This is a genomic window from uncultured Mailhella sp. (genome assembly GCF_944324995.1).
GTDB lineage: Bacteria > Desulfobacterota > Desulfovibrionia > Desulfovibrionales > Desulfovibrionaceae > Mailhella.
Genome location: NZ_CALUYL010000028.1, coordinates 1 through 24,052 on the forward strand (window position 1 = coordinate 1; position 24,052 = coordinate 24,052).

The 24,052-nt window shown below is 59.7% G+C and carries 24 protein-coding genes and 5 tRNA genes; 14 read left to right on the top strand and 15 right to left on the bottom strand.

Going from position 1 to position 24,052, the window contains the following annotated elements; all coding sequences use genetic code 11:
• Nucleotides 1-2: 2 nt before the first annotated feature.
• From Q0K02_RS10505 to Q0K02_RS10545, 9 genes are all read right to left on the bottom strand, one after another.
• Nucleotides 3-75, bottom strand: a tRNA-Lys gene (locus Q0K02_RS10505).
• A 55-nt stretch (nt 76-130) separates the two neighbouring features.
• Nucleotides 131-206, bottom strand: a tRNA-Lys gene (locus Q0K02_RS10510).
• A gap of 114 nt (nt 207-320) precedes the next feature.
• Nucleotides 321-797 (bottom strand): threonine/serine exporter family protein, encoded by a 477-nt coding sequence (locus tag Q0K02_RS10515; RefSeq protein WP_294488504.1) that lies wholly within the window; start codon nt 795-797, stop codon nt 321-323.
• Between the two features lie 12 nt (nt 798-809).
• On the bottom strand, nt 810-1,613 hold the full coding sequence (locus tag Q0K02_RS10520; RefSeq protein ID WP_294488506.1) for a threonine/serine exporter family protein: 804 nt from the start codon (nt 1,611-1,613) through the stop codon (nt 810-812).
• 281 nt (nt 1,614-1,894) lie between these two features.
• Nucleotides 1,895-2,326, bottom strand: coding sequence for a preprotein translocase subunit SecG (gene secG / locus Q0K02_RS10525; protein WP_294488508.1), 432 nt, complete (start codon nt 2,324-2,326; stop codon nt 1,895-1,897).
• 16 nt (nt 2,327-2,342) lie between these two features.
• Nucleotides 2,343-3,098, bottom strand: coding sequence for a triose-phosphate isomerase (gene tpiA / locus Q0K02_RS10530; RefSeq protein WP_294488510.1), 756 nt, complete (start codon nt 3,096-3,098; stop codon nt 2,343-2,345).
• Between the two features lie 77 nt (nt 3,099-3,175).
• Nucleotides 3,176-4,102, bottom strand: a complete 927-nt coding sequence (locus tag Q0K02_RS10535; protein ID WP_294488512.1) for a TIGR00282 family metallophosphoesterase — start codon at nt 4,100-4,102, stop codon at nt 3,176-3,178.
• Nucleotides 4,102-4,920, bottom strand: coding sequence for an HD domain-containing protein (locus Q0K02_RS10540; protein ID WP_294488514.1), 819 nt, complete (start codon nt 4,918-4,920; stop codon nt 4,102-4,104). Before Q0K02_RS10540 ends, Q0K02_RS10535 begins: the two co-directional genes overlap by 1 nt.
• Complete coding sequence (locus Q0K02_RS10545; protein WP_294488516.1) at nt 4,910-5,140, bottom strand: hypothetical protein; 231 nt, start codon at nt 5,138-5,140, stop codon at nt 4,910-4,912. The genes Q0K02_RS10540 and Q0K02_RS10545 overlap by 11 nt, the downstream gene beginning before the upstream one ends.
• Nucleotides 5,141-5,428: 288 nt before the next feature.
• On the opposite strand from Q0K02_RS10545, the gene Q0K02_RS10550 reads away from it, so the two are divergent.
• The 4 genes from Q0K02_RS10550 (at nt 5,429) to Q0K02_RS10565 (ending at nt 10,329) form a co-directional block, all read left to right on the top strand.
• Entirely contained in the window at nt 5,429-5,821 is a 393-nt protein-coding gene (locus Q0K02_RS10550; protein ID WP_294488579.1) for a hypothetical protein, read from the top strand.
• Complete coding sequence (gene dnaE / locus Q0K02_RS10555) at nt 5,818-9,351, top strand: DNA polymerase III subunit alpha (protein WP_294488567.1); 3,534 nt, start codon at nt 5,818-5,820, stop codon at nt 9,349-9,351. Before Q0K02_RS10550 ends, dnaE begins: the two co-directional genes overlap by 4 nt.
• Before the next feature lie 85 nt (nt 9,352-9,436).
• Nucleotides 9,437-9,829 (top strand): 6-carboxytetrahydropterin synthase, encoded by a 393-nt coding sequence (locus Q0K02_RS10560; RefSeq protein WP_294488518.1) that lies wholly within the window; start codon nt 9,437-9,439, stop codon nt 9,827-9,829.
• Entirely contained in the window at nt 9,829-10,329 is a 501-nt protein-coding gene (locus Q0K02_RS10565; RefSeq protein ID WP_294488519.1) for a hypothetical protein, read from the top strand. Before Q0K02_RS10560 ends, Q0K02_RS10565 begins: the two co-directional genes overlap by 1 nt.
• Nucleotides 10,330-10,765: 436 nt before the next feature.
• On the opposite strand, the gene Q0K02_RS10570 is transcribed toward Q0K02_RS10565, so the two are convergent.
• Together Q0K02_RS10570 and Q0K02_RS10575 are read right to left on the bottom strand one after the other, a co-directional pair.
• On the bottom strand, nt 10,766-11,044 hold the full coding sequence (locus Q0K02_RS10570) for a hypothetical protein (RefSeq protein ID WP_294488570.1): 279 nt from the start codon (nt 11,042-11,044) through the stop codon (nt 10,766-10,768).
• Nucleotides 11,045-11,114: 70 nt separating this feature from the next.
• Complete coding sequence (locus Q0K02_RS10575; protein WP_294488521.1) at nt 11,115-12,149, bottom strand: AI-2E family transporter; 1,035 nt, start codon at nt 12,147-12,149, stop codon at nt 11,115-11,117.
• Nucleotides 12,150-12,442: 293 nt separating this feature from the next.
• Between Q0K02_RS10575 and Q0K02_RS10580 the strand changes: the two genes are divergently transcribed.
• From Q0K02_RS10580 to Q0K02_RS10625, 10 genes are all read left to right on the top strand, one after another.
• Nucleotides 12,443-13,048, top strand: coding sequence for a TetR/AcrR family transcriptional regulator (locus tag Q0K02_RS10580; RefSeq protein WP_294488523.1), 606 nt, complete (start codon nt 12,443-12,445; stop codon nt 13,046-13,048).
• Nucleotide 13,049: 1 nt separating this feature from the next.
• Nucleotides 13,050-13,859 carry an undecaprenyl-diphosphate phosphatase gene (locus Q0K02_RS10585; RefSeq protein ID WP_294488525.1) on the top strand — a complete coding sequence of 270 codons (810 nt, stop codon included), beginning with the start codon at nt 13,050-13,052 and terminating at the stop codon, nt 13,857-13,859.
• An 87-nt stretch (nt 13,860-13,946) separates the two neighbouring features.
• Nucleotides 13,947-14,023 (top strand) — tRNA-Met (locus Q0K02_RS10590).
• Between the two features lie 118 nt (nt 14,024-14,141).
• Nucleotides 14,142-15,197, top strand: a complete 1,056-nt coding sequence (locus Q0K02_RS10595; protein ID WP_294488526.1) for a manganese-dependent inorganic pyrophosphatase — start codon at nt 14,142-14,144, stop codon at nt 15,195-15,197.
• Between the two features lie 32 nt (nt 15,198-15,229).
• A tRNA-Met gene (locus tag Q0K02_RS10600) sits at nt 15,230-15,306 on the top strand.
• Nucleotides 15,307-15,454: 148 nt separating this feature from the next.
• Nucleotides 15,455-15,676: a hypothetical protein gene (locus Q0K02_RS10605; RefSeq protein WP_294488527.1), complete on the top strand. Its 222-nt coding sequence runs from the start codon at nt 15,455-15,457 to the stop codon at nt 15,674-15,676.
• A gap of 98 nt (nt 15,677-15,774) precedes the next feature.
• Nucleotides 15,775-18,816 carry a formate dehydrogenase-N subunit alpha gene (gene fdnG, locus Q0K02_RS10610; RefSeq protein ID WP_294488528.1) on the top strand — a complete coding sequence of 1,014 codons (3,042 nt, stop codon included), beginning with the start codon at nt 15,775-15,777 and terminating at the stop codon, nt 18,814-18,816.
• Between the two features lie 46 nt (nt 18,817-18,862).
• Nucleotides 18,863-19,522 carry a 4Fe-4S dicluster domain-containing protein gene (locus tag Q0K02_RS10615; protein ID WP_294488530.1) on the top strand — a complete coding sequence of 220 codons (660 nt, stop codon included), beginning with the start codon at nt 18,863-18,865 and terminating at the stop codon, nt 19,520-19,522.
• A gap of 188 nt (nt 19,523-19,710) precedes the next feature.
• A complete protein-coding gene (locus Q0K02_RS10620; RefSeq protein ID WP_294488532.1) occupies nt 19,711-20,634 on the top strand; it encodes a formate dehydrogenase accessory protein FdhE in 924 nt (307 codons plus the stop codon).
• Nucleotides 20,635-20,677: 43 nt separating this feature from the next.
• Nucleotides 20,678-21,124, top strand: a complete 447-nt coding sequence (locus Q0K02_RS10625) for a cytochrome c3 family protein (protein WP_294488534.1) — start codon at nt 20,678-20,680, stop codon at nt 21,122-21,124.
• 593 nt (nt 21,125-21,717) lie between these two features.
• On the opposite strand, the gene Q0K02_RS10630 is transcribed toward Q0K02_RS10625, so the two are convergent.
• The 4 genes from Q0K02_RS10630 to Q0K02_RS10645 all read right to left on the bottom strand — a co-directional run bounded on the left by Q0K02_RS10630 (nt 21,718) and on the right by Q0K02_RS10645 (nt 23,967).
• A tRNA-Phe gene (locus Q0K02_RS10630) sits at nt 21,718-21,793 on the bottom strand.
• A 72-nt stretch (nt 21,794-21,865) separates the two neighbouring features.
• A complete protein-coding gene (locus Q0K02_RS10635) occupies nt 21,866-22,870 on the bottom strand; it encodes a DUF3426 domain-containing protein (RefSeq protein ID WP_294488536.1) in 1,005 nt (334 codons plus the stop codon).
• Nucleotides 22,871-22,921: 51 nt separating this feature from the next.
• Nucleotides 22,922-23,443 (bottom strand): hypoxanthine phosphoribosyltransferase, encoded by a 522-nt coding sequence (gene hpt / locus Q0K02_RS10640; RefSeq protein ID WP_294488538.1) that lies wholly within the window; start codon nt 23,441-23,443, stop codon nt 22,922-22,924.
• 5 nt (nt 23,444-23,448) lie between these two features.
• Nucleotides 23,449-23,967 (bottom strand): redoxin family protein, encoded by a 519-nt coding sequence (locus Q0K02_RS10645; RefSeq protein ID WP_294488540.1) that lies wholly within the window; start codon nt 23,965-23,967, stop codon nt 23,449-23,451.
• Nucleotides 23,968-24,052 lie beyond the last annotated feature (85 nt).

Below are 24,052 nucleotides of genomic sequence, written 5' to 3' on the forward strand. Positions count from 1 at the left end.
GGTGGGTCACCGGAGACTCGAACTCCGAACCAATTGATTAAGAGTCAACTGCTCTACCAATTGAGCTAGTGACCCATGTGGGCAGAAAAATCTGCCTGATGCGTCTCGAAGGAAAAATCCGTCTTTAGTATGGTGGGTCACCGGAGACTCGAACTCCGAACCAATTGATTAAGAGTCAACTGCTCTACCAATTGAGCTAGTGACCCATACGCTCGACGCAGGTGTGTTTATAGGGGAAACGACCCCACTCGTCAAGCATTTTTCCTTCAAAAAATTATTTTTTTTGATTCTATTATAGAATATCAATTAGTTTCAAATGGTTACTTCTTCTTTGCCGAAGCGTGAAGTCTGCACAGCCCAAGGCCGCGCATCAGCCGCCGGATGATGTGAACCAATGTCATGGCGCAGACTATGCCTGCCGCGATGGCTGCGGCAAGCAGCAGCGTGTACAGAATCTGCTGCGCAAAGGCGTTCCACTCTCCGCTCACGGCAAAGCTCATGGAGCGATACAGCGACGCGCCGGGCACCATGGGAATGGCGGCAGGCACCAGAAACACGGTGGTCGGCGTTTTTTTGAGGCGGGCCAGCGGCTCGGCGTACAAAGTAAAGCAGGCCGACGCCAGAAAGAAGCGTATCACATCGCTTTCATACCACGCGCCGAGGGCAAGATACGCCGCCCATCCCACCAGACCGCCGAGTCCGGCCCAGAAGAGTCTGGCGGACTGCACATTGAAAAGAACCGCAAAGCCGAGCGCGCCGGTAAAAGCCGTGACGAGCTGAATAATCCATTCGGTCATCATCGTCGAACCTCACCAGATAAGCGTAGGCAGCGCAAAGCCGAACGCAATGAGCGCGGCAAGCACAAAGGCGTTGCAGAAGCCCAGCAGCGCCGACAGGGTATCGCCGTTGAACACGTCGCGAATGGAGTTTGTCAGCTGCATTCCCGGAATAAGCAGCATGATGTTGCCTATGCTGATCTTTTCCGCCGAATCGCCGAGCCCGCAGGACACGAAGAAAAGCGCCAGACAGCCGCCCGCAAACGACCACAGCACCGCCGCCACCGTGGACGGAAGTTCCAGCAGGCGGGAAACGGAATCCATGTACTTCAAAAACAGACCGATGACGGCAGAAGCCGCGGCGTCGAGCCAGGAGCCGCCGAAAAACAGCGTGAACGACGCGGAAATAAGCGCATGAATGGCCAGCATGACGGCAAACGAATACTGAGGCGTTCCCGTGCATATTTTTTCAAGTTCGTCTTCGACCACCTCGAACAGCGGCATTTCTTCGCAGATGCGCCGGGAAAGAGCGTTGAGTCTGGCCAGCTTGAAAAGATCGTATTTGGTGGACGTGATGCGTCTGGTCTGGGTGACGGAGCCGAACATGGGCGAATACACGGTGACCACAATGGCCGAGGTAATGGTGAATACATCCACCTTTTCCGCGCCGTAGGCCAGGCAGATGCGCCGGACGCTGTCTTCCACGCGACTGACCTCCGCACCGCTGATGAGCATTGCCTCGCCGATGTTCAGGGCATTGAACAGAAATTCGCGCGCGTAGTCCAGGGAAGAGGAATGCTGCAGCGCGACCTGTTCCGCCAGATAGTATTTCGCCATAGTTAAACCGTCGCTTCAAGGAATTCAGGAAAGGGGGGAGAACGCTTTCGTCCGGCGCCAAAGGGCTGCGCGCCTACATGTCCGGCAAGAGCTATAAAAAACGGCCGCAGGGCTTGTCAATGGGGCGAAAACCCGCGCCCAACGCCCGGAAACAAAGCTTCCGGCAGACTGCACCGCTGGTCGCCCTGCCCGCCGCACTCCAGGCCTGCGCCTCATTTTTACAGGACAAAAAAAGAGCGTTCCCCGAAAGAAACGCTCTTTTGCCGAAAAACCGGAAACTTCTACTTGGCTGCTTCGGCCGGAGCCGCAGACTGCTCGGCAGCGGGCTGTTCGGCGGCAGGAGCCTTTTCCGTTTCCGCAGCCGGGGCCTGAGCGGAAGCAGGCGCGGCTTCCGTCGCCGGAGCGGCGGCAGGCGCAGGTTCGGTCACGGGAGCGGCGGGCACTTCTTCAAACTGAACATCAAGCACGGATTCCTGCGAGGTGCGGGTGGAGCTCGTCATGATGTTGTAGCCCAGAGAAGTGCAGATGAAGATGACGGCGAGGAAGGTGGTCAGCTTGGCGAGCACGCCGCCCGCGCCGGCGCTGCCGAACACGGAGCTGTTGCCGCCTCCGCCGAAAATAACGCCCATGCCTTCGCGGCCGGACTGAAGAAGCACCAGCACAACAAGGATGATGCATACGATAACATGAAGAGTCAGGATGGCTGTCTGCACGCGAAATGCTCCTTAACTAGGCATTGATGATCTGATTGAAGCTATCAGCCTTCAAAGAAGCTCCTCCTACCAGCACACCGTCCACATTGTCAAGGGCAAGGATGCTGCCGGCGTTGGCAGGCTTCACGCTGCCGCCGTACAGAAGGGGCGTTTTATCGGCCTTGTCGCCGAGGATTTCCTTCATGAGCTCGCGGCAGATGGCGTGCGTATGCACGATGTCGTCGGTGGTGGCCGTCTTGCCGGTGCCGATGGCCCACACGGGTTCGTAGGCAATGGCCAGAGATTCCACGGGCGTGTCGGCGGGCACGTTCTTCAGACCGAGCTTGAGCTGACGTTCCAGCACGTTGCGGAGCAGTCCGGCTTCGCGCTCTTCCAGCGTTTCGCCGATGCAGAGCATCACGCGCAGGCCGTTCGCCAGAGCGAAAGCGGTCTTTTCGCCCACGAATTCATCGCTTTCGCCGAGCACATGACGGCGTTCGGAATGACCGGTCAGCACCCAGGCCGCGCCGCAGGCCTTGATCATGGCGGGAGAAATTTCGCCCGTGAACGCGCCTTCCGCAGCAGGATACATGTTTTCAGCGCCGGTCATGCCGCCCTTGATGGCTTTTATGGCGTCGGAAGCCTTTTCCAGAGCCGTGAACGGCACAAAAATCACGATTTCGCGGCCCTCGGGAGCCTGACCGTTGAGCAGTCCGGCCAGCTCGTTCAGCGTCGCAACCGCTTCGGCTCCGGTTTTGTACATCTTCCAGTTGGCGGCCATCAGCTTCTTCATAGGAACATCCTCTCTAATCTAAAATGAATGGGGAGAAAGTACACCTCTCCTCCAAAAATACAAGTCCCGCGCGGGCCTCACTGCGGCGGAAGCGCTGAGACTGATGCAGGACAATGGGAACGCACGGCCCGTATTTCCCGGGCAAGCCCCGTCTCGTCGTCCACGTCGAGGAACGCGCCGTTCAGGGAAACGGGCCCCTTCGCCGGTTTGAACGGATGCGGCATGCGCGTGAAAAAACGTTGAAACACGGGTTCAAAATCCATGCCGAGCGACGACTGCTCCACCCCGCACATGCCGACGTCGCTCATGTACGCCGTGCCGTGCGGCAGAATCTGCGCGTCCGCCGTCTGCACGTGGGTGTGCGTGCCGAGCACGGCGCTCACCTTGCCGTCGAGAGCCCAGCCCATGGTCTTCTTCTCGCCCGTGGTCTCGGCATGAAAGTCCACCAGACGCACCATGACGCCGTCAAGCTCGTGCCGGATCTCCCCGGCGCAGGCAGAGAGCGCAGGCCCGGAAGGCAACGTACCATGTTCCGTCAGATTCTGCAAAGCCGCAATCCGCCCTTCCCGCGACGCGCCGAGCGCCGGCGCGCCTTCGATCCAGCCGAGCGCCGCCCGGAACGGACAGGGCAAAGGATCCATGAACACCGTGCCCAGAAGATTGAAGACGGCGAGTTTCCGCCCGTCGGGAAGCGTGTGAATCGCGCAGCCTCTTCCCGGAGAGCCCTCAGGATAATTGGCCGGACGAACAAGCCGCCTGTCCTTTTCAAGCCGCGAAAAAATCTCCCTGTGCCGCCACACATGATTGCCGGACGTCACCACCTGCACGCCCGCGGCAAAAAGCTCGTCCAGCGTCTCCGAGGTCATGCCTATGCCTCCGGCAATGTTCTCGCCGTTGGCGATCACCACCTCCGGAGACCATTCCTCGCGCAGCTCCGGCAGAAACTGCTTTACCGCCAGCCTGCCCGCCTTGCCCACCACGTCGCCGAGAAAAAGAATACGCATCAGCGCGCCGCTCCGCGTCCGTTCCGGCAATCTTCAAGCAGCGCATGAAGTTTTTCTTTGGCCGGACGCAGGCCGGGTGCGTCGGGGAGGCCGGCAAGCACTTCGTCCATGAGTCCGCTCTCCGCAAGCGCCCTTCGCGTAGAGGCAAAGCGCAGTTCCAGCATCCAGGTGCCGAGCAGCAGACGAAAGTCGTTGACGAAGCGCAGATCCCCATACCGGGCCACCCGGCCCGCCGTCACGTCTTCCGCCACCTTGGGCGTCCACGATCCGGGATCGTCCGCCACGTGAAGAAGCACGGCGTCCCGCTCCGGGAGCGCGTTGCCGAGGTAGCTCACCATGACGCGGAAAATGTCCAGCTTGTCGCTGTCGCGCACAATGTCGGTGACGAAACACGCCGCCGGATCCAGCATGGGAGACAGGGCGTAGCGATTGTGCAGCAGCACGGCGCACTGCGCAAGACGCCGCACCCTGGCGGATTCCTCACGCAGAAAACGCCCGTCGCGCATGGTCTGAAAGCTCAGCACGGCATGATTGACGGACTTTGCATCCAGAAACGTGCGGTAACGACGAAACTGCGGGAAACGTCCGCAGTCGTGATACAGCGCCGCCAGCACCGCCGCGCGACAGGCTTCGGCGTCTTCGCTCCACTGCCGTTCCGCTTCGTCTTCGGGCAGGGCGTCCACAATGCGCTCGGCGTGCTCCACAACGCGAAACGTGTGCTCAACCTTCAAACGCAGCGGGGCCGCGTCGGGCACGTCGCGAAAGCCTTCCACATAGTCAAGAAAACGCTTCCGGTATGCGGAAAGCTCAATCTCCATCTTGTTCTCCCCTCTTCTGCCATTCCTTCAGGCGGCGTTCCCGCTCCTCGGCTTCCTTGAGGCGTATGCGCTTGTTGCTTTCATCCCATTTCGGATCGCGAAAAATACCCCGCGGTCCGTACAGCGACCGCAGCAGAATAATCACCGCGGCGGAAACAAGCACCATGATGAACACGCCGCCGAACGTGCCGGTAAACAGTTCTTCAAGAATCTCGGACAAGAAACGCTCCTTCGCAAAATTTTTCCGATAGTACCCTCTGGCAGGCCCGTGCGCAAGAGCGCGGAACCCCACACCTCCGACCTGCGCGGGACAGGTCCGCGTCAGACCGGCAAGGAACAAAATTCCGAAAGGCCGCGCCCACTGCGTGCAGCGCTCCGGCGTCCGCCCCCTCCCGCCGCGCGAAGACCAGCGCCGAACTCGCCCCGCCGCTTCCGCCTGACCGGGAGCGACTCGCGCGAGGCATTTTTCAGATGACGGCCTCAGCACCGGAAGACGGCGGGAGCGCCGATGCGCTCTGCTGCTGCGGCATCTCCGGCGGCCATGCTTCCCAAAAGGAAAACAGACTATCGCCATGACCAGAGGCAAGCGCCGAAGCCGTTCCCGTCCACGACCCGCGGCGGCATCCCTTTTCCCAGACTTTCGGAAAGCCCTCCCCCGCCATTGACGCCTTACCGTTTAGACGGTAACGGTATCGTCATCATCCGCTCACGCTTCTTTTGGAACCGCGCCGCGCTTGGATGCGCTTCGACCATCCCGCGCCGCACAACCCGGCTGGCGTTTTTCGCCTCCTCTTTTCGCGCAGATTCCGAAGAAGATCGCATCCGCATTTCGGAACATGGCGGATCCCTTGCTTTTTTCAAGCATACGAACATCAACCCCCTGTTTGTGGAGTCAGCCTGATGGCCTTCGTTCACTTACATTGCCATACCGAATTCAGCCTCCTCGACGGCGCCATCCGGGTCGCCGATCTGGCGCAGAAGGCCAAGGCGCTCGGCATGCCCGCGGCCGCCATTACGGATCACGGCAACCTTTTCGGCACCGCCTATTTTTATTCCGCCTGCAAGGATGTGGGCATTCCGCCCATCATCGGCTGCGAAGTCTATGTCACCCGCGATCACACCGACAAGACCTCCGACTTCGCCAGAGTGCGGCATCATCTCATTCTTCTGGCGCAGAATCCCGTCGGCTACCGCAACCTCATGCATCTGGTGAGCCGCAGCTGGCTCAACGGTTTTCACTACAAGCCGCGCATCGACAAAAAAATGCTTCACGGCTGCACGGACGGTCTGGTGGCGCTCTCGGCCTGCGTGGCCGGCGAGCTGCCCCGCACCCTTCTCGGGCAGAACAAGCTCATCACGGGCGGCGGCACCTTCGACGACGCCATTGCCATAGCCAGGGAATACGCCGCGCTTTTCCCCGACCGCTTCTATCTGGAAGTGCAGGCCAACAGCCTGCCGGAACAGGCGCTCGTGAACCAGCGCATTCTTGAGCTTTCCGACGCCACCAAGCTTCCCCTCGTGGCCACCAACGACTGCCACTATCTCAACGCCGACGACGTGGAAGCCCACGACATCCTGCTCTGCATTCAGACGCAGGCCAAAGTGGACGATCCCAAGCGCTTCCGCTTCGAGGCGCGCGATCTCTACTACAAGTCCGAAGAGGAAATGCTCGCCGGTCTCGACGGCGTTCCGCGCGACGCCATGGAAAACACGCTCAAGATCGCGGATCAGTGCTGCCATCTTGAAATCCAGCTCCACGCGCCGCCCTATCACTTCCCCGTGTACGACCTGCCCGAAGGCATGACCCTGGCCAGCGAATTCTGCCGCATGGCCCGCGAAGGTCTGGAAAAGCGTCTGGAAAAGCATCCGCACCGGGACACCATCAATCCGCAGGAGTACCGCGACAGACTCGAAATGGAGCTCAAGGTCATCTGCGACATGGGCTTCCCCGGCTATTTCCTCATCGTGCAGGACTACATCAACTGGGCCAAGAACAACGGCATTCCCGTGGGCCCCGGTCGTGGCTCGGCCGCCGGTTCCGTGGCGGCGTGGGCTCTGCGCATCACGTCCATCGATCCTCTGCCCAACAAGCTGTTCTTTGAACGCTTCCTCAACGTCGAACGCGTCAGCATGCCTGATATCGACGTTGACTTCTGCGAAGATAGGCGCCTTGAGGTGCTCGACTACGTTACGAGAAAGTACGGCAAGGACAAGGTGTCGCAGATTGCGGCCTTCGGTAAAATGAAGGCCAAGGCCGTGGTCAAGGACGTGGGCCGCGCCATGGGCATTCCGTTCAACGAGACGACGCGCATCGCCAAAATGATTCCCGCCGATCTCAAGATGACGCTGCAGAAGGCCCTCGACACGGTTCCCGAGCTTGCGGAAGAATACAAGACCAAGCCGGAAGTTAGGAAGCTCATCGACATTTCCAAGCGTCTGGAAGGTCTCACGCGCCACGCCTCCACCCATGCGGCCGGCGTGGTGGTGTCCGACAAGCCCATGGAGGAATACCTCCCCCTCTTTGCCGGACGCAAGGGCGAACAGATTGCCGCGTTCGACATGAAGTTCGTGGAAAAGGTGGGCCTTGTGAAGTTCGACTTCCTCGGTCTGCGCACCATGACCGTGATTTCCAACGCGGTGAAGAACATCGTGCGTCAGGGCAAGGAAGCCCCGGACATGGAAAACCTTTCCACGGACGACCCCAACGTCTACGACCTGCTCTCCCGCGGCGACACCGACGGCGTGTTCCAGCTGGAAAGCACGGGTATGCGCAAATACCTGCGCATGCTCAAGCCCTCGGGCTTTGAAGACCTTGTGGCTATGCTGGCCCTGTACCGTCCCGGGCCGCTCAACTCCGGCATGGTGGATGAATTCATCAAGCGCAAGCACGGCGAAATCGAGGTTTCCTACCCGCTTCCCGAGCTGGAATCCTGCCTGAAGGACACCTACGGGGTCATCGTCTATCAGGAACAGGTCATGCAGATCGCGCAGATCACCGCCAAGTACACCCTCGGCGGCGCCGACCTGCTGCGCCGCGCCATGGGCAAGAAGAAAGCCGAGGAAATGGCCAAGCAGCGCGACATTTTCCTCAAGGGCGCTTCCGAACGCGGCGTGGCCAGGGAAACGGCCAACGAAATCTTCGACCTCATGGAAAAATTCGCGGAATACGGCTTCAACAAGGCCCATTCCGCGGCCTACGCCTACATCACCTACGGCACGGCATACCTGAAGTATTACTTTAAGGTTGAGTTCATGGCCGCGCTGCTTTCTTCGGAAATCGGCAACCAGGACAAGATCCTCAGCTACATTGCGGCCTGCCGCGACATGAACATCGACGTGCTGCCGCCCAACGTGCAGATCAGTCTGCGTTCCTTCACCCCCAGCGGCGATTCCATCGTGTACGGTCTCGGCGGCGTGAAGAACGTGGGCGACGAAGCCATCAATGAAATCGTGCGCTCGCGCGAGGAGGACGGCCCGTACAAGTCCCTGCTCGATCTCTGCACCCGCGTCAATCTGCGCAAGGTGACCAAACGCGTGCTCGAAAGCCTCATCAAGGGCGGCGCGTGCGACTGCTTCGGCGTCAGCCGGGCGGGCATGCTGGCCAGCCTCGACACCGTGGTGGCCCGGGCTCAGAAAAAGCAGAAGGAAAAAAATTCCGCGCAGATATCGCTTCTGGCCTTTTCGCCTTCCGTGGAAGCCGCACCCATGCCCGGCATCGGATTCCCCTGCGAGGAACAGGACACCCCCGAATGGGAAGACGATCAGAAGCTCGCCTTTGAAAAAGATTCGCTCGGCTTCTATCTCACCAGCCATCCGCTCCAGCCCTTCCGCCGCGACATGCAGCGGCTCGGCCTGCTCACGCTGGAGGAAATCAGCGAGCTCGGCAAGGGCGCGGTGAAGACCGGCGTTCTGGTCACCAGCGTCAAGGAATTCATCACCCGCAAGGGCGACAAGATGGCCTTCGTGCAGGTGGAAGACCTCACGGGCCACGCCGAGGTCACCATTTTCCCCAAGACCTACGCCACCATCAAGGAAACCCTGCACGGCGAACGGCCGCTCATTGAGCTCGTCGGCACCGTGGACGCCAAGGACGACGACGATTTCGGCGACGACGAGGAAAACGACGAAAACACCGTCAAGGAAATCAAGCTGCTGTGTGACTCCGCAAGGCCCCTGCTCGAAGCCTGCATGAGCAGCGATCAGCCCGTGGTGATCCCCTATCCCGTGACGTGCACGGGAGATGCCGACATCGAGGAATTCAAGGCCATTCTGGAAAAGCACAAGGGCACGTCGTCGGTTCAGATTCAGTTCGAACTGAACAACCGCAATTGCCTCATGGAGCTGGGTCCGCGCTGGAGAGTGCAGGCCAGTCCGCAGCTCAACAAGGATATGGACGCCTGGGCCAAGGCGCGCCTTGCGCTGCGGCAGTAACAAAACCTTTTGCGCGCCGGCCCCGATTCCCGCAGGAATCAGGAAAACCGGCGCATCGTTTTTGCATGCGAAACAAGGAGACAGCATGAGCAGATCGGTATGGAGGCTGACCATTCGCGGCGATTTCGCCGCCGCCCACGCCCTGCGGCACTATCAGGGCAAATGCGAAGCCCTGCACGGACACAACTATCTGGTGGAAATGGTGGTGGAAGGAGAAACCCTCACGCCCGACACCGAACTCGTGGCCGATTTTTCCGCGCTCAAGAAGGAACTCAGGGCGGAACTTGCCGCCATCGATCACGTGTACCTCAACGAGCTGCCGCCCTTCGACGTCATCAATCCCTCGTCGGAGAATCTGGCCCGCTATCTGTACGGCAGAATGAAGGAACGTCTGGCCTCCATGCCCGTGCGCATGTACAGCATGACCGTGGGCGAAACGCCGATTCAGTCCGCCACCTACATGGAACTCGAAGACTGATGCCGCGCTCTCCCGCCCTTGCCGCGGCAACACGGCTTGCAGGACGGGCCCTGCCGCTCATGGAAGAATGGGCCCTCGCCGCGGGAGCCGACGCGCTGATCAACGCCGGGCCCGTATTTCTCCCCCCGGGCGGCCGTCTGCCGAGGCTCCATCCCATGCAGGAAAACGCGCCGCTTCCGCCCCGAAGTTCCATGGCGGCCGTCTGCTGCTTTGCCCTGACCATGCCGCCCGCGGAGGATCTCGACGCATGGTTTCTGTCGCTCGCCCGGCAGGCCGGGCACACGCTGATCTTTGACTTCAAAATGCCCGAACGGAATCTCGACTATCCCGGAGCGCTGCTCTTCTCGCCTCTGCGACGTCGCCTTTCCTGCGGGCGTCACGTTCCCGAGGGAGGGCTGGAAGCGCTGCTCTATCGCCATCGGGACCAGTGCCGCGTGCTTCAGCGCCGCACGCTCGGCGCAGGCGCGCTCTGTCTCGTACTGGTGCAAAATCGCGACTGACGCCGCTGCCGTTTCAGGGCTTTTGCTCCGCCCGCTCAGGCGAAAATGCGTGAAGCAACTCCGGCGCGGCTCTCCGACGCTCGATTTTCATGAAACCGAAATGCGCCGCCGTCGCGCTTCAACATAAAGAGATGAAGCTGCTGTCGGCGCACCTTCTCTTCGATGCCGACGGCCCAGCCCACAACGCAGCCGGCGACGCCACACCGGTCGGCGCTCTCCGCGCATCGGAACCATGCCTGCGCGCCCGGCCGGATTGCGTCGCGGGCGCGGCGACTCGACAGCCGTCGGGATGTGCGTTGCCTGACGGCATGACTGTGCCGCAGACGAAGCAGCCCAAAGCGACCGGAAGAGCTTCTGCCCGACGGCATGCTTCCGCCAAAGGCGCGGCGGCCCGGCTGCGAAAGCGGAAAGCCCCGCGCCGCCGGAACAAGCTCCGTTACTTGCGGGGAAGTTCCATGGACGCGCCCTGCTCCACGGCGGGCGAAGGCTGCTCCGGCTCCGTCTTGTCGGAAGGCATGCCCATGAGCGCGCCGAGCTGTCCCTTGAAAATGATGTGCGTGGCGGTTTCATCCGCCAGTTCGCCGAGATCCATGAGCTTTTCCAGAAATTCCAGAATTTCGCCCCGGCGCTCTTCCACCGACCACTTGAAATCTTCCTCAAGATTGCCGGATTTCAGATATTCTTCCAGTTCGGCGATGTATTTGGCATTGAGCATGGCCATCTGCAGACTCCAGTATGTTGCGCCCTGAGGCGTGAGAAAAGACGGAACTGCGCGTTTTTCCGCGTCATATTCCGTTGTGCTTTTGGGAAATAAGTTCGCTCTCCACCATGGCCTGCCGGGCCAGGGCCACCATCACCGGGCCGGCAATGATGCCCACCGCGCCGAATACCGCCAGACTGCACACGATGGAGAGAAGCAGCACCACCATGGAAACTTCAATGCCCGTCTTGAGAAAGTACGGCCGCAGAAGGTTGTCGGAGCCGGAAACCACAATGCTGCCCCAGGCCAGCAGCATCAGCGCCGAAGCCAGCGACTGCGTGGCCCACAGATACACGGTGATGGGCAGCCACACGATGGCCGTGCCCGCCAGAGGAATCACCGCCGAAAACACGGCCAGCAGTCCCCAGAACGCGGGATCGGGCACGTCGAGAAGGCGCAGGCCGATGCCCGTGAGCGTTCCCTGAATGATGGGCACGAACACGATGCTGATGAACACGGAACGACTGGCGTTGTGCAGCACGGCGACAAAGCGATCCACCATGTCGTCGCGCTGAGGCAGCACCTGGAGCACCACCCGGCGTATGGCCGGGGCGTACACGACGATGAGACAGGTGAATACCATGAAAAGACACACCGACCACACCATGCCCATGGTGTCGCCGGCAAGATTCAGACCCTTGGAAAGCACGTTCTTGATGACCGCGTTGACCACGGCATTGAAGTCGTTCTCCAGTTTATCGAGGTATTCCGGAGCGTTGGGAACATTTTCCACAAAAAAGCGGTACGCCTCGCCCACATGATAGGATATGGCCGGAGGTATGGGATGCCCGTTCTGCCACCAGGCGCTGAGACGCCGCGCCCCTTCGAGCGCCTGCGGCACCACCATGACTATCACTATGGTGATGGGCGTGGCCACGCATACCACCAGGCCGACGGAAAAAAAGGCGATGGCCGAGGTTTTGGCCATTCTCGCGCGCAGCCAGCGATAGACGGGCAGCGTAAGCGCCGCCGTAACGGCCGCAATAAACACGCTCGTAAGATACGACGAGAGCAGCGTAAACCATAAAACAATAGCAACAACAGCCAGACAGCGGGCCATGAGACCTCCATAAAGGGCATCGGAGAGGTTCCGACATCTCTCCGAGAATACTGGGGAACGCCCGCGATGTCCAGTTGTCCGCGCTTATTCTCCGCCGGGGCTGATTGAGCAAACAAACGACTTGCCTTTATCGCGGCAATAAGGCAAACCTGAAGCCGTCAGAAACGTTCTCCGCTCGCGTTCTTTCAGGAATCAGGCACAAGGGAGCCTGTCCGGAGACATTCCCTTTTTCATGGCCGAGGTCTTCCCGGACCGAGGCGTACCGTCCCAGCCGGACAACAGTAATAAGGAACATGAAAAGCGTCACTAAAAAGGAAGCCCTGCTGCAGGCAGCCAAGGAACTTTTCGGCGAGTACGGTTTTGCCGAAACCACGTTCAAAAAAATTTCCGACAGGGCGGGAGTCGCGCTGGGCCTTCTCACCCACCATTACGGCAACAAGGAAAAGCTGTTCTTTGCCGCGGGCATGGACGTGCTGGAACATTTTTTGACCGTGCTGCGCTCCGCCACGGAAGGCAAGCCCGACGGCCTTACCGGCGTGCTCTGTTTCTGCCGCGCCTATCTTGAATTTTCCGTCGATCCGCACACCAACTGGCTCGTGCTCGTTCGCTGCTCTCCCTACAGCGACATGAAGGCCAGCGACGATCGGGAAATCATGCTCCGCAAATTTGCGGAAGTGCATCATCTTCTCGAAATCCAGCTTCAGCGCGGCGTTGCCGACGGCACGCTCACCAAGCTCACGCCTTCCAGCACGGCGCAGGTCATCGTGGGCCTCATGGTCGGCGCCAACCGCACGCGCGTGCTCACGCCCTACACCTACGGCTCTTCCGAAAACTTCTACACCGAAACCCTTTCCTTCGTCGAACGCGCCATCACCAGCGGAAAACCCAGGACAGCATAATATGGATTCCCTCCTCACCGCCGCTCTGCTCGGGCTCGTGGAAGGACTCACCGAGTTTCTTCCCGTCTCCTCCTCCGGTCATCTCGTGCTCGCCTCCAGTCTTCTGGGCTTTTCCGGTCCGGGGGCGTCCACCTTTGAGGTGGTCATTCAGGTGGGCGCCATTCTCGCCGTGCTCGCCCTCTACTGGCGGCGCTTTCTCGGTCTGCTTCGCCCCTCTGGAAACAAGCGCGGCTTTGCCGGACTGCGCGGCATCCTGATGCTCGTGCTCACCACCCTGCCTGCCGCCTCCCTGGGACTTCTGCTGCACGGCTTCATCAAATCGTTGTTCACGCCCGCCACGGTGGCGGCCGCTCTGGTGTGCGGCGCCGTTCTCATGCTCGTCGTGGAACACGCGCTCGCCCCGAAGCAGAACAACATGCCCGTGCAGAACATCGATCAGCTCACCCCCCTTCAGGCACTCGGCATAGGCTGCTTCCAGTGCCTCGCCCTGTGGCCCGGCTTCTCCCGCTCCGCCTCCACGCTCATGGGCGGCATGATTCTCGGCGTGCGCCGCGAAGTCGCCGCGGAATACTCCTTCATTGCAGCCGTGCCCATCATCATCGGCGCAGCGGGCTACGATCTTCTGAAATCGCTCTCCCTGTTCACCGCGGCGGACGTTCCCTTCTTCCTTGTCGGATCGCTGTGCGCCTTCCTCTCCGCCATCGCCGCCATGCGCTGCTTCATCTCCCTGCTCGGACACGTCACCCTCAAACCCTTTGCCGTCTATCGCCTGCTGCTCGCCATTCCGGTGTACCTCTTCATGCTGCGATAAAAAAATTTGCCGAAAGGCAAAAAAAATGCTTGCCAAGGGCGGTCGTTTTCTATAAGTACATTCCTGCGCCGGATGATTCCGCAGCACGGCAAGGTAGCTCAGTTGGTTAGAGCATACGGTTCATACCCGTAGTGTCGAGAGTTCAAATCTCCCCCTTGCTACCATAACAATAAGAAAGTCCAGGATTCTTCTTGGACTTTTTTTTATGCCTTCCGCAGAGGCGGCGCATCGCCTTCTGCCCGCAACACATAATATCGATTACTTTCCATTCGGAGTTCTCCCATGGCTTCCCCTTCCCGTCCTCAGCGCATTCAGGTGTTCGGCCACAAAAACCCTGATACCGATTCCGTCATCGGCGCCATCGCCCTTGCGGAACTTCAGAATCAGCGGGGCATTCCCTCCAGCCCCAAGGTGCAGGGCAGCACGAATCCCGAAACCAATTTCGTCATGCAGCGCTTCAACATCAAGCCTCCGCGCATTCTGGAAAGCGCCGCCGGCCGTCAGGTGAGTCTGGTGGACTTTTCCGATCTTGCTCAGGCGCCGCACGGCTTTGAAAGCAGCACCATCGTATCGCTGGTGGATCATCACAAGCTCGGCGACGTCACCACGTCCTCTCCGCTGGAAATGTGGGTCTGGCCCGTGGGATGCAGCAACACCATCCTCAAGTCCATGTACGACTTCTACGGCGGCTACGTGCCCACCTATCTTGCGGGCGGCATGCTCTGCGCCATTCTTTCCGACACCGTGCTCTTCCGCTCCCCCACCACCACCGACGCCGACCGCCGCGCCGCGGCCGAACTTGCCGAAATCGCGGGCGTGGACGACATCATGGCCCTCGGCATGGACATGTTCCGCGCCAAGTCCGACCTGCACGATTCCGCCGACAACCTCTTCCAGCGCGACTACAAGGAATTCGACATCAACGGCCGCAAGGTGGGCATAGGTCAGCTCGAACTCATGGACGCCGGCATGATCGATCCCATCAAGGCCGATCTCTACAAGGCCGCGCGCAAGCTGCTCGAGGAACACGACTGCCACACCGTCATGTTCCTGGCCACCGACATCATCAAGGAAGGCTCGCAGATGCTGGTGGTCTCCCGCGATCTGTCCGTGACCGAAAAGGCCTTCAACGTGACGCTGGATCCGTACAGAATGCCCAAGGTGCGCAACGTGGCTCCGGCCTACGCCAAGGAAAACCAGTCGGAATATCACGAACATCAGGGCAATGCCGACGCTCCCTGGGCCGACGCTCTGGCCGAAAAGTGGATGCCCGGCATGATGAGCCGCAAAAAGCAGGTGCTGCCTTTTCTCATGGATGCCTTTAATTCGCTTGACTAGTTGCGGAAAAAAACCTATATTCCCTCTCGCACGGCAAGGTAGCTCAGTTGGTTAGAGCATACGGTTCATACCCGTAGTGTCGAGAGTTCAAATCTCCCCCTTGCTACCATGAAAACATTCCCGGGATTCTTCATGAACCCCGGGATTTTTCTTTTAATGCTCCGCAACCTGCCTCAGGCGGGCGTCGCTGCGGACGCGTTCATCCTTCCTTCTCCCCCGCCGCGCCTTCGATATGACGACATTTTTGCGTCTGTCCCATGCAGCGCGCCGCCTCCGCCTTCTCTTCCGCAACGTTTCCGCACTCCCGCAGCCTGCGTCGCGTCGCCGCACGGCTGTTTTTCCCCGCTTCATCAGAGCGTCGCGTTTTCTTTTTCCGTTTTCACGCTCCGGGAAGCCGTTTTCCCGTCTATCCTTCATTCTTCAAACAAGTTTTTATTGTCACGAAAATAGACATGGCGATGGAAATCGGTTATACCTGAAGGAAACATGTATGTACCTTGCTCCCGATTCGTGGACATGCATGTAACACGCTAAACTATTACGCTTTTTCAATTACCTACTCTAAGGAGCTTCATTCATGGCGTACACACGTAGAAGCTTTCTGAAAATGGTCGGCGCGGGAGCCATGTGCCTTTCGCTCGCCCATTTTGGATTTGATCTGAAAGAGGCGAAGGCATATGCCACGTCCTTGAAAATTGAAGGCGCGAAGGAAGTCAGCACCGTCTGCCCCTTCTGCGCCGTCTGCTGCCAGGTCATCGCGTATGTGAAGGACGGCAAGCTCATCTCCACGGAAGGCGATCCCGACTTCCCCGTCAACGAAGGCAGCCTCTGCGCCAAGGGCGCGGCCCTGCTTTCCATGTACACCGGCGAACATCGTCTCACCAAGCCCATGTATCGCGCCCCCTACAGCGACAAGTGGGTCGAAAAGGACTGGGACTGGACGCTGCAGCAGATCGCCCGCCGCGTGAAGACCGCCCGGGACAACGACTTCATCGTGAAGAACGCCAAGGGTCAGACCGTCAACAGGCTTGAGTCCGTGTTTTGCATGGGCACCTCTCATGCCTCCAACGAAGAGTGCGCCGTCATTCATCAGGCGATGCGCAGCCTGGGGGTCGTGCATATCGACCACCAGGCGCGTGTCTGACACAGCCCGACTGTACCGGCTCTGTCAGAGTCGTTCGGACGTGGGGCTATGACGAATCACTGGATCGACATCAAGAACGCTGATGCCGTCCTGATTATGGGCAGCAATGCTGCAGAACATCATCCCGTATCCTTCAAGTGGATCATGCGGGCCAAGGACGCCGGAGCCACCATCATGCACGTGGATCCCAAGTTCTCCCGCACCTCGGCGCGTTGCGATTTTCATGTGCCGATCCGCTCCGGTACGGACATCGCCTTCCTCGGAGGCATGATAAACTACATCATCGAGTCGGGAAGCTGGTTCAAGGACTACGTGGTGAACTACACCAACGCCACCTATGTGCTGGCCGATTCGTATGACTTCAAAGACGGTCTCTTCAGCGGCTACAACGCCGAAAAGAGAACATACGACCGTTCTTCCTGGACCTTCAAGCGCGACGAGAAGGGAGCTCCCGTACGCGACTTCACGCTCAAGGACGAACGCTGCGTATTCAACGTCATGGCAAAGCACTACTCCCGCTACACGCTGGACAACGTTTCCAGCATCACGGGCGTATCGAAAGAAAACCTCCTGAAGGTCTATAAGATCTTCTGCGCCACAGGAAAGCCGGACAAGGCCGGAACCATTCTGTACGCCATCGGCTGGACTCAGCACACGGTGGGCGTGCAGAACATCCGCGCGTCGGCCATCATTCAGCTTCTGCTGGGCAACATCGGCGTGGCCGGCGGCGGCATCAACGCTCTGCGCGGCGAACCCAACGTGCAGGGGTCTACGGACCATGCCCTGCTCTACCACAACCTTCCCGGCTACCACAACGCGCCTCTCGCGCAGTGGCAGACGCTGGAGGAATACAACAAGGCCAACACTCCCGTCACGCACATTCCCAACAGCGCCAACTGGTGGAGCAATCGTCCCAAGTACGTGACCAGTCTGCTCAAGGGCTGGTTCGGCGACGCCGCCACCGCGGAAAACGATTTCTGCTACAGCTGGCTGCCCAAGTGCGAAGACGGCGAGGACTACTCGTACATGTACGCCATGGACCGCATGCTCAACGACAAGATGCGCGGCGGCTTCATTTTCGGCGTGAACCCCATGAACAGTTTCCCCAACACCAACAAGATGCGCGCCGCTCTGGACCATCTGGACTGGCTGGTGGTGGGTGAAATTCACAACTCCGAAACCTCGGACAACTGGCATCGGCCCGGCGCTGATCCTTCCACCAAGAAGACGGAAGTCTTCCTGCTGCCCTCCGCGCACCGCGTGGAGAAGGAAGGAACCATCAGCAACAGCGGCCGCTGGCTGCAGTGGTTCGACAAGGCTGTGGAACCTGCGGGTGAAGCCCGCAACTTCGGCGACATCTACGTGCCGCTCATCAACACCATCCGCGAGCTGTACAAGAAGGAAGGCGGCGTCTTCCCCGATCCTCTTCTCAAGCTGAACTGGACCGACAAGTTCGACGCCTCCGACTGGGCAAAGCGCATCAACGGTTTCTTCTGGAAGGATACCGTGGTCAACGGCAAGACCTACAAGCGCGGACAGCTTGTGCCGGCCTTCGGCAATCTTCAGGCCGACGGCTCCACCTCTTCGCTGAACTGGCTGTACACCGGCAGCTGGACCGAAGAGGAAGGCAACAAGTCCAAGCGCCGCGATCCCAGCCAGACCGAGATGCAGGCGAAGATCGGCATCTACCCGAACTGGTCGTGGTGCTGGCCCATCAACCGCCGCATTCTGTACAACCGCGCGTCCGTGGATCTTCAGGGCAAGCCCTGGAATCCGGACAAGGCGGTCATCGAATGGAAGGACGGCGCGTGGGTGGGCGACGTGCCCGACGGTCCGTGGCCGCCCATGGCCGACGAGAAGAACGGACGCCTGCCGTTCATCATGACCACCGACGGCGCGGCGCAGCTCTTCGGCCCCGGACGTGTTGACGGCCCCTTCCCCGAGCACTACGAGCCCGCCGAGTCGCCCGTGGCTTCGCATCCGTTCTCCAGTCAGCTGACCTCGCCCTGCTTCAAGTTCCACAAAAGCGAGTTCGACAAGTTCGCGGCTCCGGCCGATCCGCGCTACCCCATCGTGCTGACCACCTACAGCATGACGGAACACTGGTGCGGCGGCGGCGAAACCCGCAACGTGCCCAACCTGCTTGAGGCCGAACCTCAGCTCTATGTGGAAATGAGCCAGGAACTCGCCAAGGAAAAGGGCATCAATAACGGTGACGGCGTCATCATCGAGAGCGCCCGCGGCAAGGTGGAAGCCATTGCCATGGTGACCATCCGCCTGCGTCCGTTCACGATCATGGGCAAGACCGTCCATCTCATAGGCATGCCTTTCGCCTATGGCTGGACCACTCCCGGCTGCGGCGATTCCACGAACCGCCTCACCGTGACCGCCTATGACCCGAACACCACCATTCCTGAAACGAAAGCTTGCTGCGTGAACATCCGCAAGGCCGACAAGCTGACCGAAATAGCCTGATTCAGGCGGGGCGCGCCCTCGCGGCGCGCCCCTCAAGGAGTACGCGATGCCTAAAGCATTCCTCATAGACACAACAAGATGCACGGCCTGCCGCGGCTGCCAGCTGGCATGCAAGGAGTGGCACAACCTGCCCGCCAACGCCACCAAGCAGCGGGGCTCGCATCAGAATCCCCCGGATCTCAATCCCAACAACCTTAAAATCGTCCGCTTCCACGAACACTTCGACGAGCAGGGCAACGTGGTGTGGAACTTCTTCCCCGATCAGTGCCGCCACTGCCTCACGCCGATCTGCGTGGATCTGGCCAATCTTGCCGTTCCCGGATCCATGATTCAGGACAAGGCCACCGGCGCGGTGCTCGTCACGGAAAAATGCAAGCAGCTGGCTCCGGCCGACATCAAGGCCATCAAGGAAGCCTGCCCGTACAACATTCCCCGGTACAACGAACAGACCAAAATGCTGACCAAATGCGACATGTGCATCGACCGCGTGTCCGCAGGTCTTCAGCCCATGTGCGTGAAAACCTGCCCCACGGGCGCCATGTTCTTCGGCGAACGCGCGGAAGTGCTGGAAGAGGCGCAGAAACGTCTGGCCCGCATCAAGGAACGCTATCCCAAAGCCCGCCTTGTGGACACGGAAGACGTGAGCGTCATCTATCTTCTGGCCGAGGAGCCCAAGCACTATTACGAGTTCGCGAGCTTCGGCTAGCCTCATGCCGGAGCGCCCGTCCCGGAAGCGGCCTTCGGCCGCCTTCACGGGCACGAAGTTCGGAGCTTCCGCCCTGCGGCGAAGCCTTGCGCTTCAGCGTCGCTCCGGCATGCACTCGCAACCGGGCATTGCCCTAACCCTGCATTTCATCGGCGGCCTTTGCCGCTTCCAGTTTCTCAGGAGTCACCATGGCCGAATCCCGTCAGACCGTTTCCGAAACCCTTGCCGGCATCGTTGAGCGCAGACCCGTGCTCGCGCCGGTGCTGAACGCGTTCGCCCCTCTGCTTGAGGCGCGTTCCGCGCTGCCGGAAAAGCTTTCCCCCATGATTGAGGAAAGCGGCTTTGTCCTGCCCCCCTGGCGGCAGGAACGGGCGCAGCAGGGGGCGCCGCTTCTGGCCGGAGCCAGCCTGAAGGGACTTTTCCCCCTTCTGCGGAAATCGGCCGACGAGCTGCTGCCTCTTCTGGAAGCGCTGCCCGGCATGAACGGATACGCCGACGCGCTCACGTCGTTCTTCCAGAAGGAAGAGATGTGCATGCGCGCCGCCGACACGCTCCTCACCGGGCACGAAACCGCGCTCGCCGAGGCCGCGGAAGAAACGCATCTGCCGCCCGCCGTGCTGCTGTTTGCGCTGGAGGTCGTGGTCGGACCCGTTCTGCGGGCCCTGGCGCTGAAGTACGACGCCCCGTGGGACGAACGTGCTTCCTCCTGGATGCAGGGTTTCTGCCCCGTATGCGGCTCCTTCCCGTCCATCTCCTATCTGGACAAGCGCGTCTTTGACGAAAAGAACGCCTTTCTGGCCGGAGGCGGAGGAAAAAAACATATGCATTGCGCTCTGTGCGGCACCGAATGGCACTTCCGGCGCGGAGCCTGCCCTTCCTGCGGAAAGGAAGGTTCCGGCGTCATGGAATTTCTCCGCGAAAGCGAAAACAGCCGGGGCGAACGCATCGACTGGTGTACCAAGTGCAAGAGCTACTGCCCGACCGTGGATCTGCGCGAATGTGCCGGCACGCCCGACATGGACGCCATGGCGCTGGGCATGATGCATATGGACATTGTTGCCGCTCAGAAAGGGCTGACGCCTCTCAAGCCCTCCTTCTGGAATCAATTCTAGCCACTGCCTCCGGGCACTTCCCCAATCTACCGGGAGAATGCGCATGAAACCGCTTTTTATTCTTACCCTTCTTCTCTCCCTCGCCTGGTGTACGCCGGCGGAAGCTCAGGACTTCAAGGCCAATCTCAAGTATCCGAAAAATCCCATCGTGCTTGGCGGCGAAGTTTCTCCCCGCATGGCTGTCACCTTCAATCACAGCTCCCACAGCAACGTCCCCTGTGATACCTGTCATCACAAGCCCCGCTGCGTCATCTGTCACTACAGTCCTTCGGAAGAAAAGTCGCCCTACGCGTCGTGCAGCAGCAATGCCGGCTGCCATACCGTGCAGGGCAGAAGCAATCAGCAGGACAGCCGCTTCATGGCCTTCCACAGCAGAGAAAGCATGCGCTCCTGCTTCGGCTGCCATCGCAGAATGAGCCTGGAGCACCCCGAATTCCAGGGCTGCCGTCCCTGCCACCCCAACAACATCCAGCCGGACGAAGAGAAGTAATTCTCTGCATCCCCTGATAAAAAAGCCTGCGCCTCGAAAAAACGATGCGCAGGCTTTTTTATGGCAGAAAAATACCGTTCGAGGAGGCTCTCGATCCGTCATCGGAAAGACGCCGGGTTCTGCTGTACCCTCGTCGGATGCGTCGAACCTCTGAAATATGCCCCGACATGCGGCATATTTCTTGCTGAACAGGCGTCGGACACACCGAAATACGGCAGTCAACAGGCAAAGACATCGCCGAAGGCGACAGGACGAAGGAATCAGCAGCCTGTCCAGATCGAGCGCCAGCAGCCGGAGTCGAAGCGACGGAGAAAAGCAAAGAGGTTCGGCGGTCTCTGGAAAGCCTCGGTGCAGGGGATAGATGAGGGCAAGATCGCCGACGCCGGAAAGGTATTGATGCCCACAGGCAAAAAGCTGATACATGTCAGCCTGACTGATGCCGAACCCGCGCCTTGCATCTCGGCAAAGCTTTTTCCCCTTGGGCATCCGGCAGACACCTCTTCCCCTGACGGCAAGGAGCATGTCCGGCGCAGTAAAAGCACAAAAAAACGCCCCGGAACAACATTCCGAGGCGTTTTCTTTGACATTGAAAGTGGTGCCGAGGGACAGAATCGAACTGCCCACACGGGGATTTTCAGTCCCCTGCTCTACCAACTGAGCTACCTCGGCACAACAAAAGGCAATGTACTGCAGCTTTCGACAAAAGGCAAGCACTTTTTTGCGTTCGTCGCAGTTCTCTTCCTATTCCGTAAGATTGCCGGGGCCCTTGGGGATGGAGGCCTCGACAATGCGCACCTTGTAGTCGCTGGCTTCCGCCGGAGGATTGACGAAGATGATCGTAAAGGGAACTTCATTGCCCGGCAGCACGTTGGTGTTGGCTTCCACGATGTCGAGCTTGTTGTTGAGCACCTTGTCGAGTTCTTCCTTGTCGAGCAGCTCCAGCTGGAAGGAGCTCATGCTGTTGCCGGCAAGCTGCTGCTGCGAAATCAGCTTGTTGCCGTTCGCGTCGTCCAGTTCCGCCTCCAGCCTGATGAGCTCGCGGGGCGCGGGGAAGTTGTTCTTCACCTTGCCTTCAATGATGACAAGGTTGCCCACCTTCTCGTTCTTCACCTGATACTGGCGCACATCCTGCAGCACAAGCTCGCTCACCAGCGACAGAGGATCCGAAGGATCCGCCGTTTCCAGACCGAAATAGGGAGCCACCAGCCCCTTCAATCCGTCCAGGTAATGGGTGTTCTGCCACATCCAGCCGCAGCCGGCCGCAAGCGCCAGACACACCAGAAAGCTCGTCAGACGGGGAAGGATGGAACTCTTTTTGCGGGGCATGTCCAGACCGCCGAACGACGCGGCACTGCCGTCGCCGTCGAGCCTGAGTCCCTGAGAGGCGCGTCTTTCCCTCACGCGCTCTCTGCCGCCGTGCGCGTCGGCGGGCTCGTCCATCGCGAGCTCAAGGCCTCCGTTCCGGGCACTGCGGGGGCTTGCGCCGCCAAAAGACAGGCCGCCTTCGTCATGCCGCTCGGGCGCGCGTTTTTCCGGTCTGTCGCCGGCAAGGTCAAGACCGCCGCCTCGGGTCGATTCTCTGCCCTTTTCCTCGCCGCCGAGAGAAAGTGCGGGAGGATCGGTCTTTTCTTCCAGCGGAAGCGTGAAAATATGACGGCAGACCGAACAGCGGAGCTTGGCGCCGGGTCTCACCTTTTCATCTGGCAGACGATAGACCGTATTGCATTGAGGGCAGGTAACATTCATGAAACAATCTCCATCATTATGTGATAGCACCGAGACCATACACCGCCTGCATCAGCAGTCAAGCAGCTCGTAGATGCCGGGAAGCGTGCGATAGCGTTCGGCGTAGTCGAGGCCGTATCCCACAATGAAGCCCGCGGGCAGATCAAAGCCCACGAAGTCGGAATGCACGTCGAATTCCCGGCGTTCCTTCTTGTCCACGAGAGCGGCAAGCCGTATGGACTTCGCTCCCCGTGAGGAAAAATACCGCATGAGAAAGTCCATGGAACGACCGGTGTCCACGATATCCTCGACAATGAGCACGTGACGGCCCTCGAGAGAGATTTCCACGTCCTTGGTGATCTGCACGTGCTCGCTGCTGCTTGCCCGATCGCCGTAGCTGGCAAGACGCACGAAGTCAATGAGCACATCGGACTTCATGGCGCGGACCAGATCGCTGAAAAAGGGAAAAGCTCCCTTCAGCACACATACGGCAACCACGGAATCCTCTCCGTAAACGGCGTCAATCTGGGCGGCCATTTCCTCGACGCGTCGCTGAATGACCGCCGCACTGAATATTTCCTTCATCTGATTCATGCGCACTACCGTCTGATGAGACTCATGAGAAACTGTTTCATTTCCGGTCCGGGCACATAGCCCGCCTCGCTCGCCTCGATATGTCCGTCCCTGTTGTAAATGACGTTGAAGGGAATGGCGTCTATCCTGTAGGCGCGGGAAAGTTCCTCCCCGCCGTAGTACACGGGATAGGCTCCCATCATGCCCATGGACTTCACAAAGGAATCCGCCTCGCGGATGTTCTGGTCGATGGCGATGCCGATGATGAGCAGATCCTCCTCGGGAATTTCCTTTCTCATTTTAATGAGTTCCGGAATTTCCCGACGGCACGGTCCGCAGAACGCGGCAAAGAAGTTCACCAGAATCACCTTGCCGTGATTGGCGGCCAGCTCGTCGAGAAGTTCATAGGTATGCACGGGTTTCAGCTGGGGGGCCTTGTCCTGACCGAACGCCACGGAGCAGGGAAGCGTCAGCGCGAGGGCGACGACGCCCGTCAGCAGCACTCCCGCCATGCGACGGAAAAAGCCCAGCGGCCTTGTTTTCATACTAATCTCCTTTTCCTCAGAACATGTGCCCGCGGAAGGCTTTTCTTCCGCGAACTTTTTTAGGTGTACTGAAAATCGTTGAAAA

Excerpts from the sequence above, each read along its gene's own strand:
- Q0K02_RS10515 (WP_294488504.1), bottom strand. The coding sequence starts at position 797 with ATGACCGAATGGATTATTCAGCTCGTCACGGCTTTTACCGGCGCGCTC.
- Q0K02_RS10520 (WP_294488506.1), bottom strand. The coding sequence starts at position 1,613 with ATGGCGAAATACTATCTGGCGGAACAGGTCGCGCTGCAGCATTCCTCT.
- tpiA (WP_294488510.1), bottom strand. The coding sequence starts at position 3,098 with ATGAAGAAGCTGATGGCCGCCAACTGGAAGATGTACAAAACCGGAGCC.
- Q0K02_RS10535 (WP_294488512.1), bottom strand. The coding sequence starts at position 4,102 with ATGCGTATTCTTTTTCTCGGCGACGTGGTGGGCAAGGCGGGCAGGCTG.
- Q0K02_RS10540 (WP_294488514.1), bottom strand. The coding sequence starts at position 4,920 with ATGGAGATTGAGCTTTCCGCATACCGGAAGCGTTTTCTTGACTATGTG.
- Q0K02_RS10550 (WP_294488579.1), top strand. The coding sequence starts at position 5,429 with ATGCGCTCTGCTGCTGCGGCATCTCCGGCGGCCATGCTTCCCAAAAGG.
- Q0K02_RS10560 (WP_294488518.1), top strand. The coding sequence starts at position 9,437 with ATGAGCAGATCGGTATGGAGGCTGACCATTCGCGGCGATTTCGCCGCC.
- Q0K02_RS10565 (WP_294488519.1), top strand. The coding sequence starts at position 9,829 with ATGCCGCGCTCTCCCGCCCTTGCCGCGGCAACACGGCTTGCAGGACGG.
- Q0K02_RS10570 (WP_294488570.1), bottom strand. The coding sequence starts at position 11,044 with ATGCTCAATGCCAAATACATCGCCGAACTGGAAGAATATCTGAAATCC.
- Q0K02_RS10575 (WP_294488521.1), bottom strand. The coding sequence starts at position 12,149 with ATGGCCCGCTGTCTGGCTGTTGTTGCTATTGTTTTATGGTTTACGCTG.
- Q0K02_RS10580 (WP_294488523.1), top strand. The coding sequence starts at position 12,443 with ATGAAAAGCGTCACTAAAAAGGAAGCCCTGCTGCAGGCAGCCAAGGAA.
- Q0K02_RS10585 (WP_294488525.1), top strand. The coding sequence starts at position 13,050 with ATGGATTCCCTCCTCACCGCCGCTCTGCTCGGGCTCGTGGAAGGACTC.
- Q0K02_RS10595 (WP_294488526.1), top strand. The coding sequence starts at position 14,142 with ATGGCTTCCCCTTCCCGTCCTCAGCGCATTCAGGTGTTCGGCCACAAA.
- Q0K02_RS10605 (WP_294488527.1), top strand. The coding sequence starts at position 15,455 with ATGCAGCGCGCCGCCTCCGCCTTCTCTTCCGCAACGTTTCCGCACTCC.
- Q0K02_RS10615 (WP_294488530.1), top strand. The coding sequence starts at position 18,863 with ATGCCTAAAGCATTCCTCATAGACACAACAAGATGCACGGCCTGCCGC.
- Q0K02_RS10620 (WP_294488532.1), top strand. The coding sequence starts at position 19,711 with ATGGCCGAATCCCGTCAGACCGTTTCCGAAACCCTTGCCGGCATCGTT.
- Q0K02_RS10625 (WP_294488534.1), top strand. The coding sequence starts at position 20,678 with ATGAAACCGCTTTTTATTCTTACCCTTCTTCTCTCCCTCGCCTGGTGT.
- Q0K02_RS10635 (WP_294488536.1), bottom strand. The coding sequence starts at position 22,870 with ATGAATGTTACCTGCCCTCAATGCAATACGGTCTATCGTCTGCCAGAT.
- hpt (WP_294488538.1), bottom strand. The coding sequence starts at position 23,443 with ATGAATCAGATGAAGGAAATATTCAGTGCGGCGGTCATTCAGCGACGC.
- Q0K02_RS10645 (WP_294488540.1), bottom strand. The coding sequence starts at position 23,967 with ATGAAAACAAGGCCGCTGGGCTTTTTCCGTCGCATGGCGGGAGTGCTG.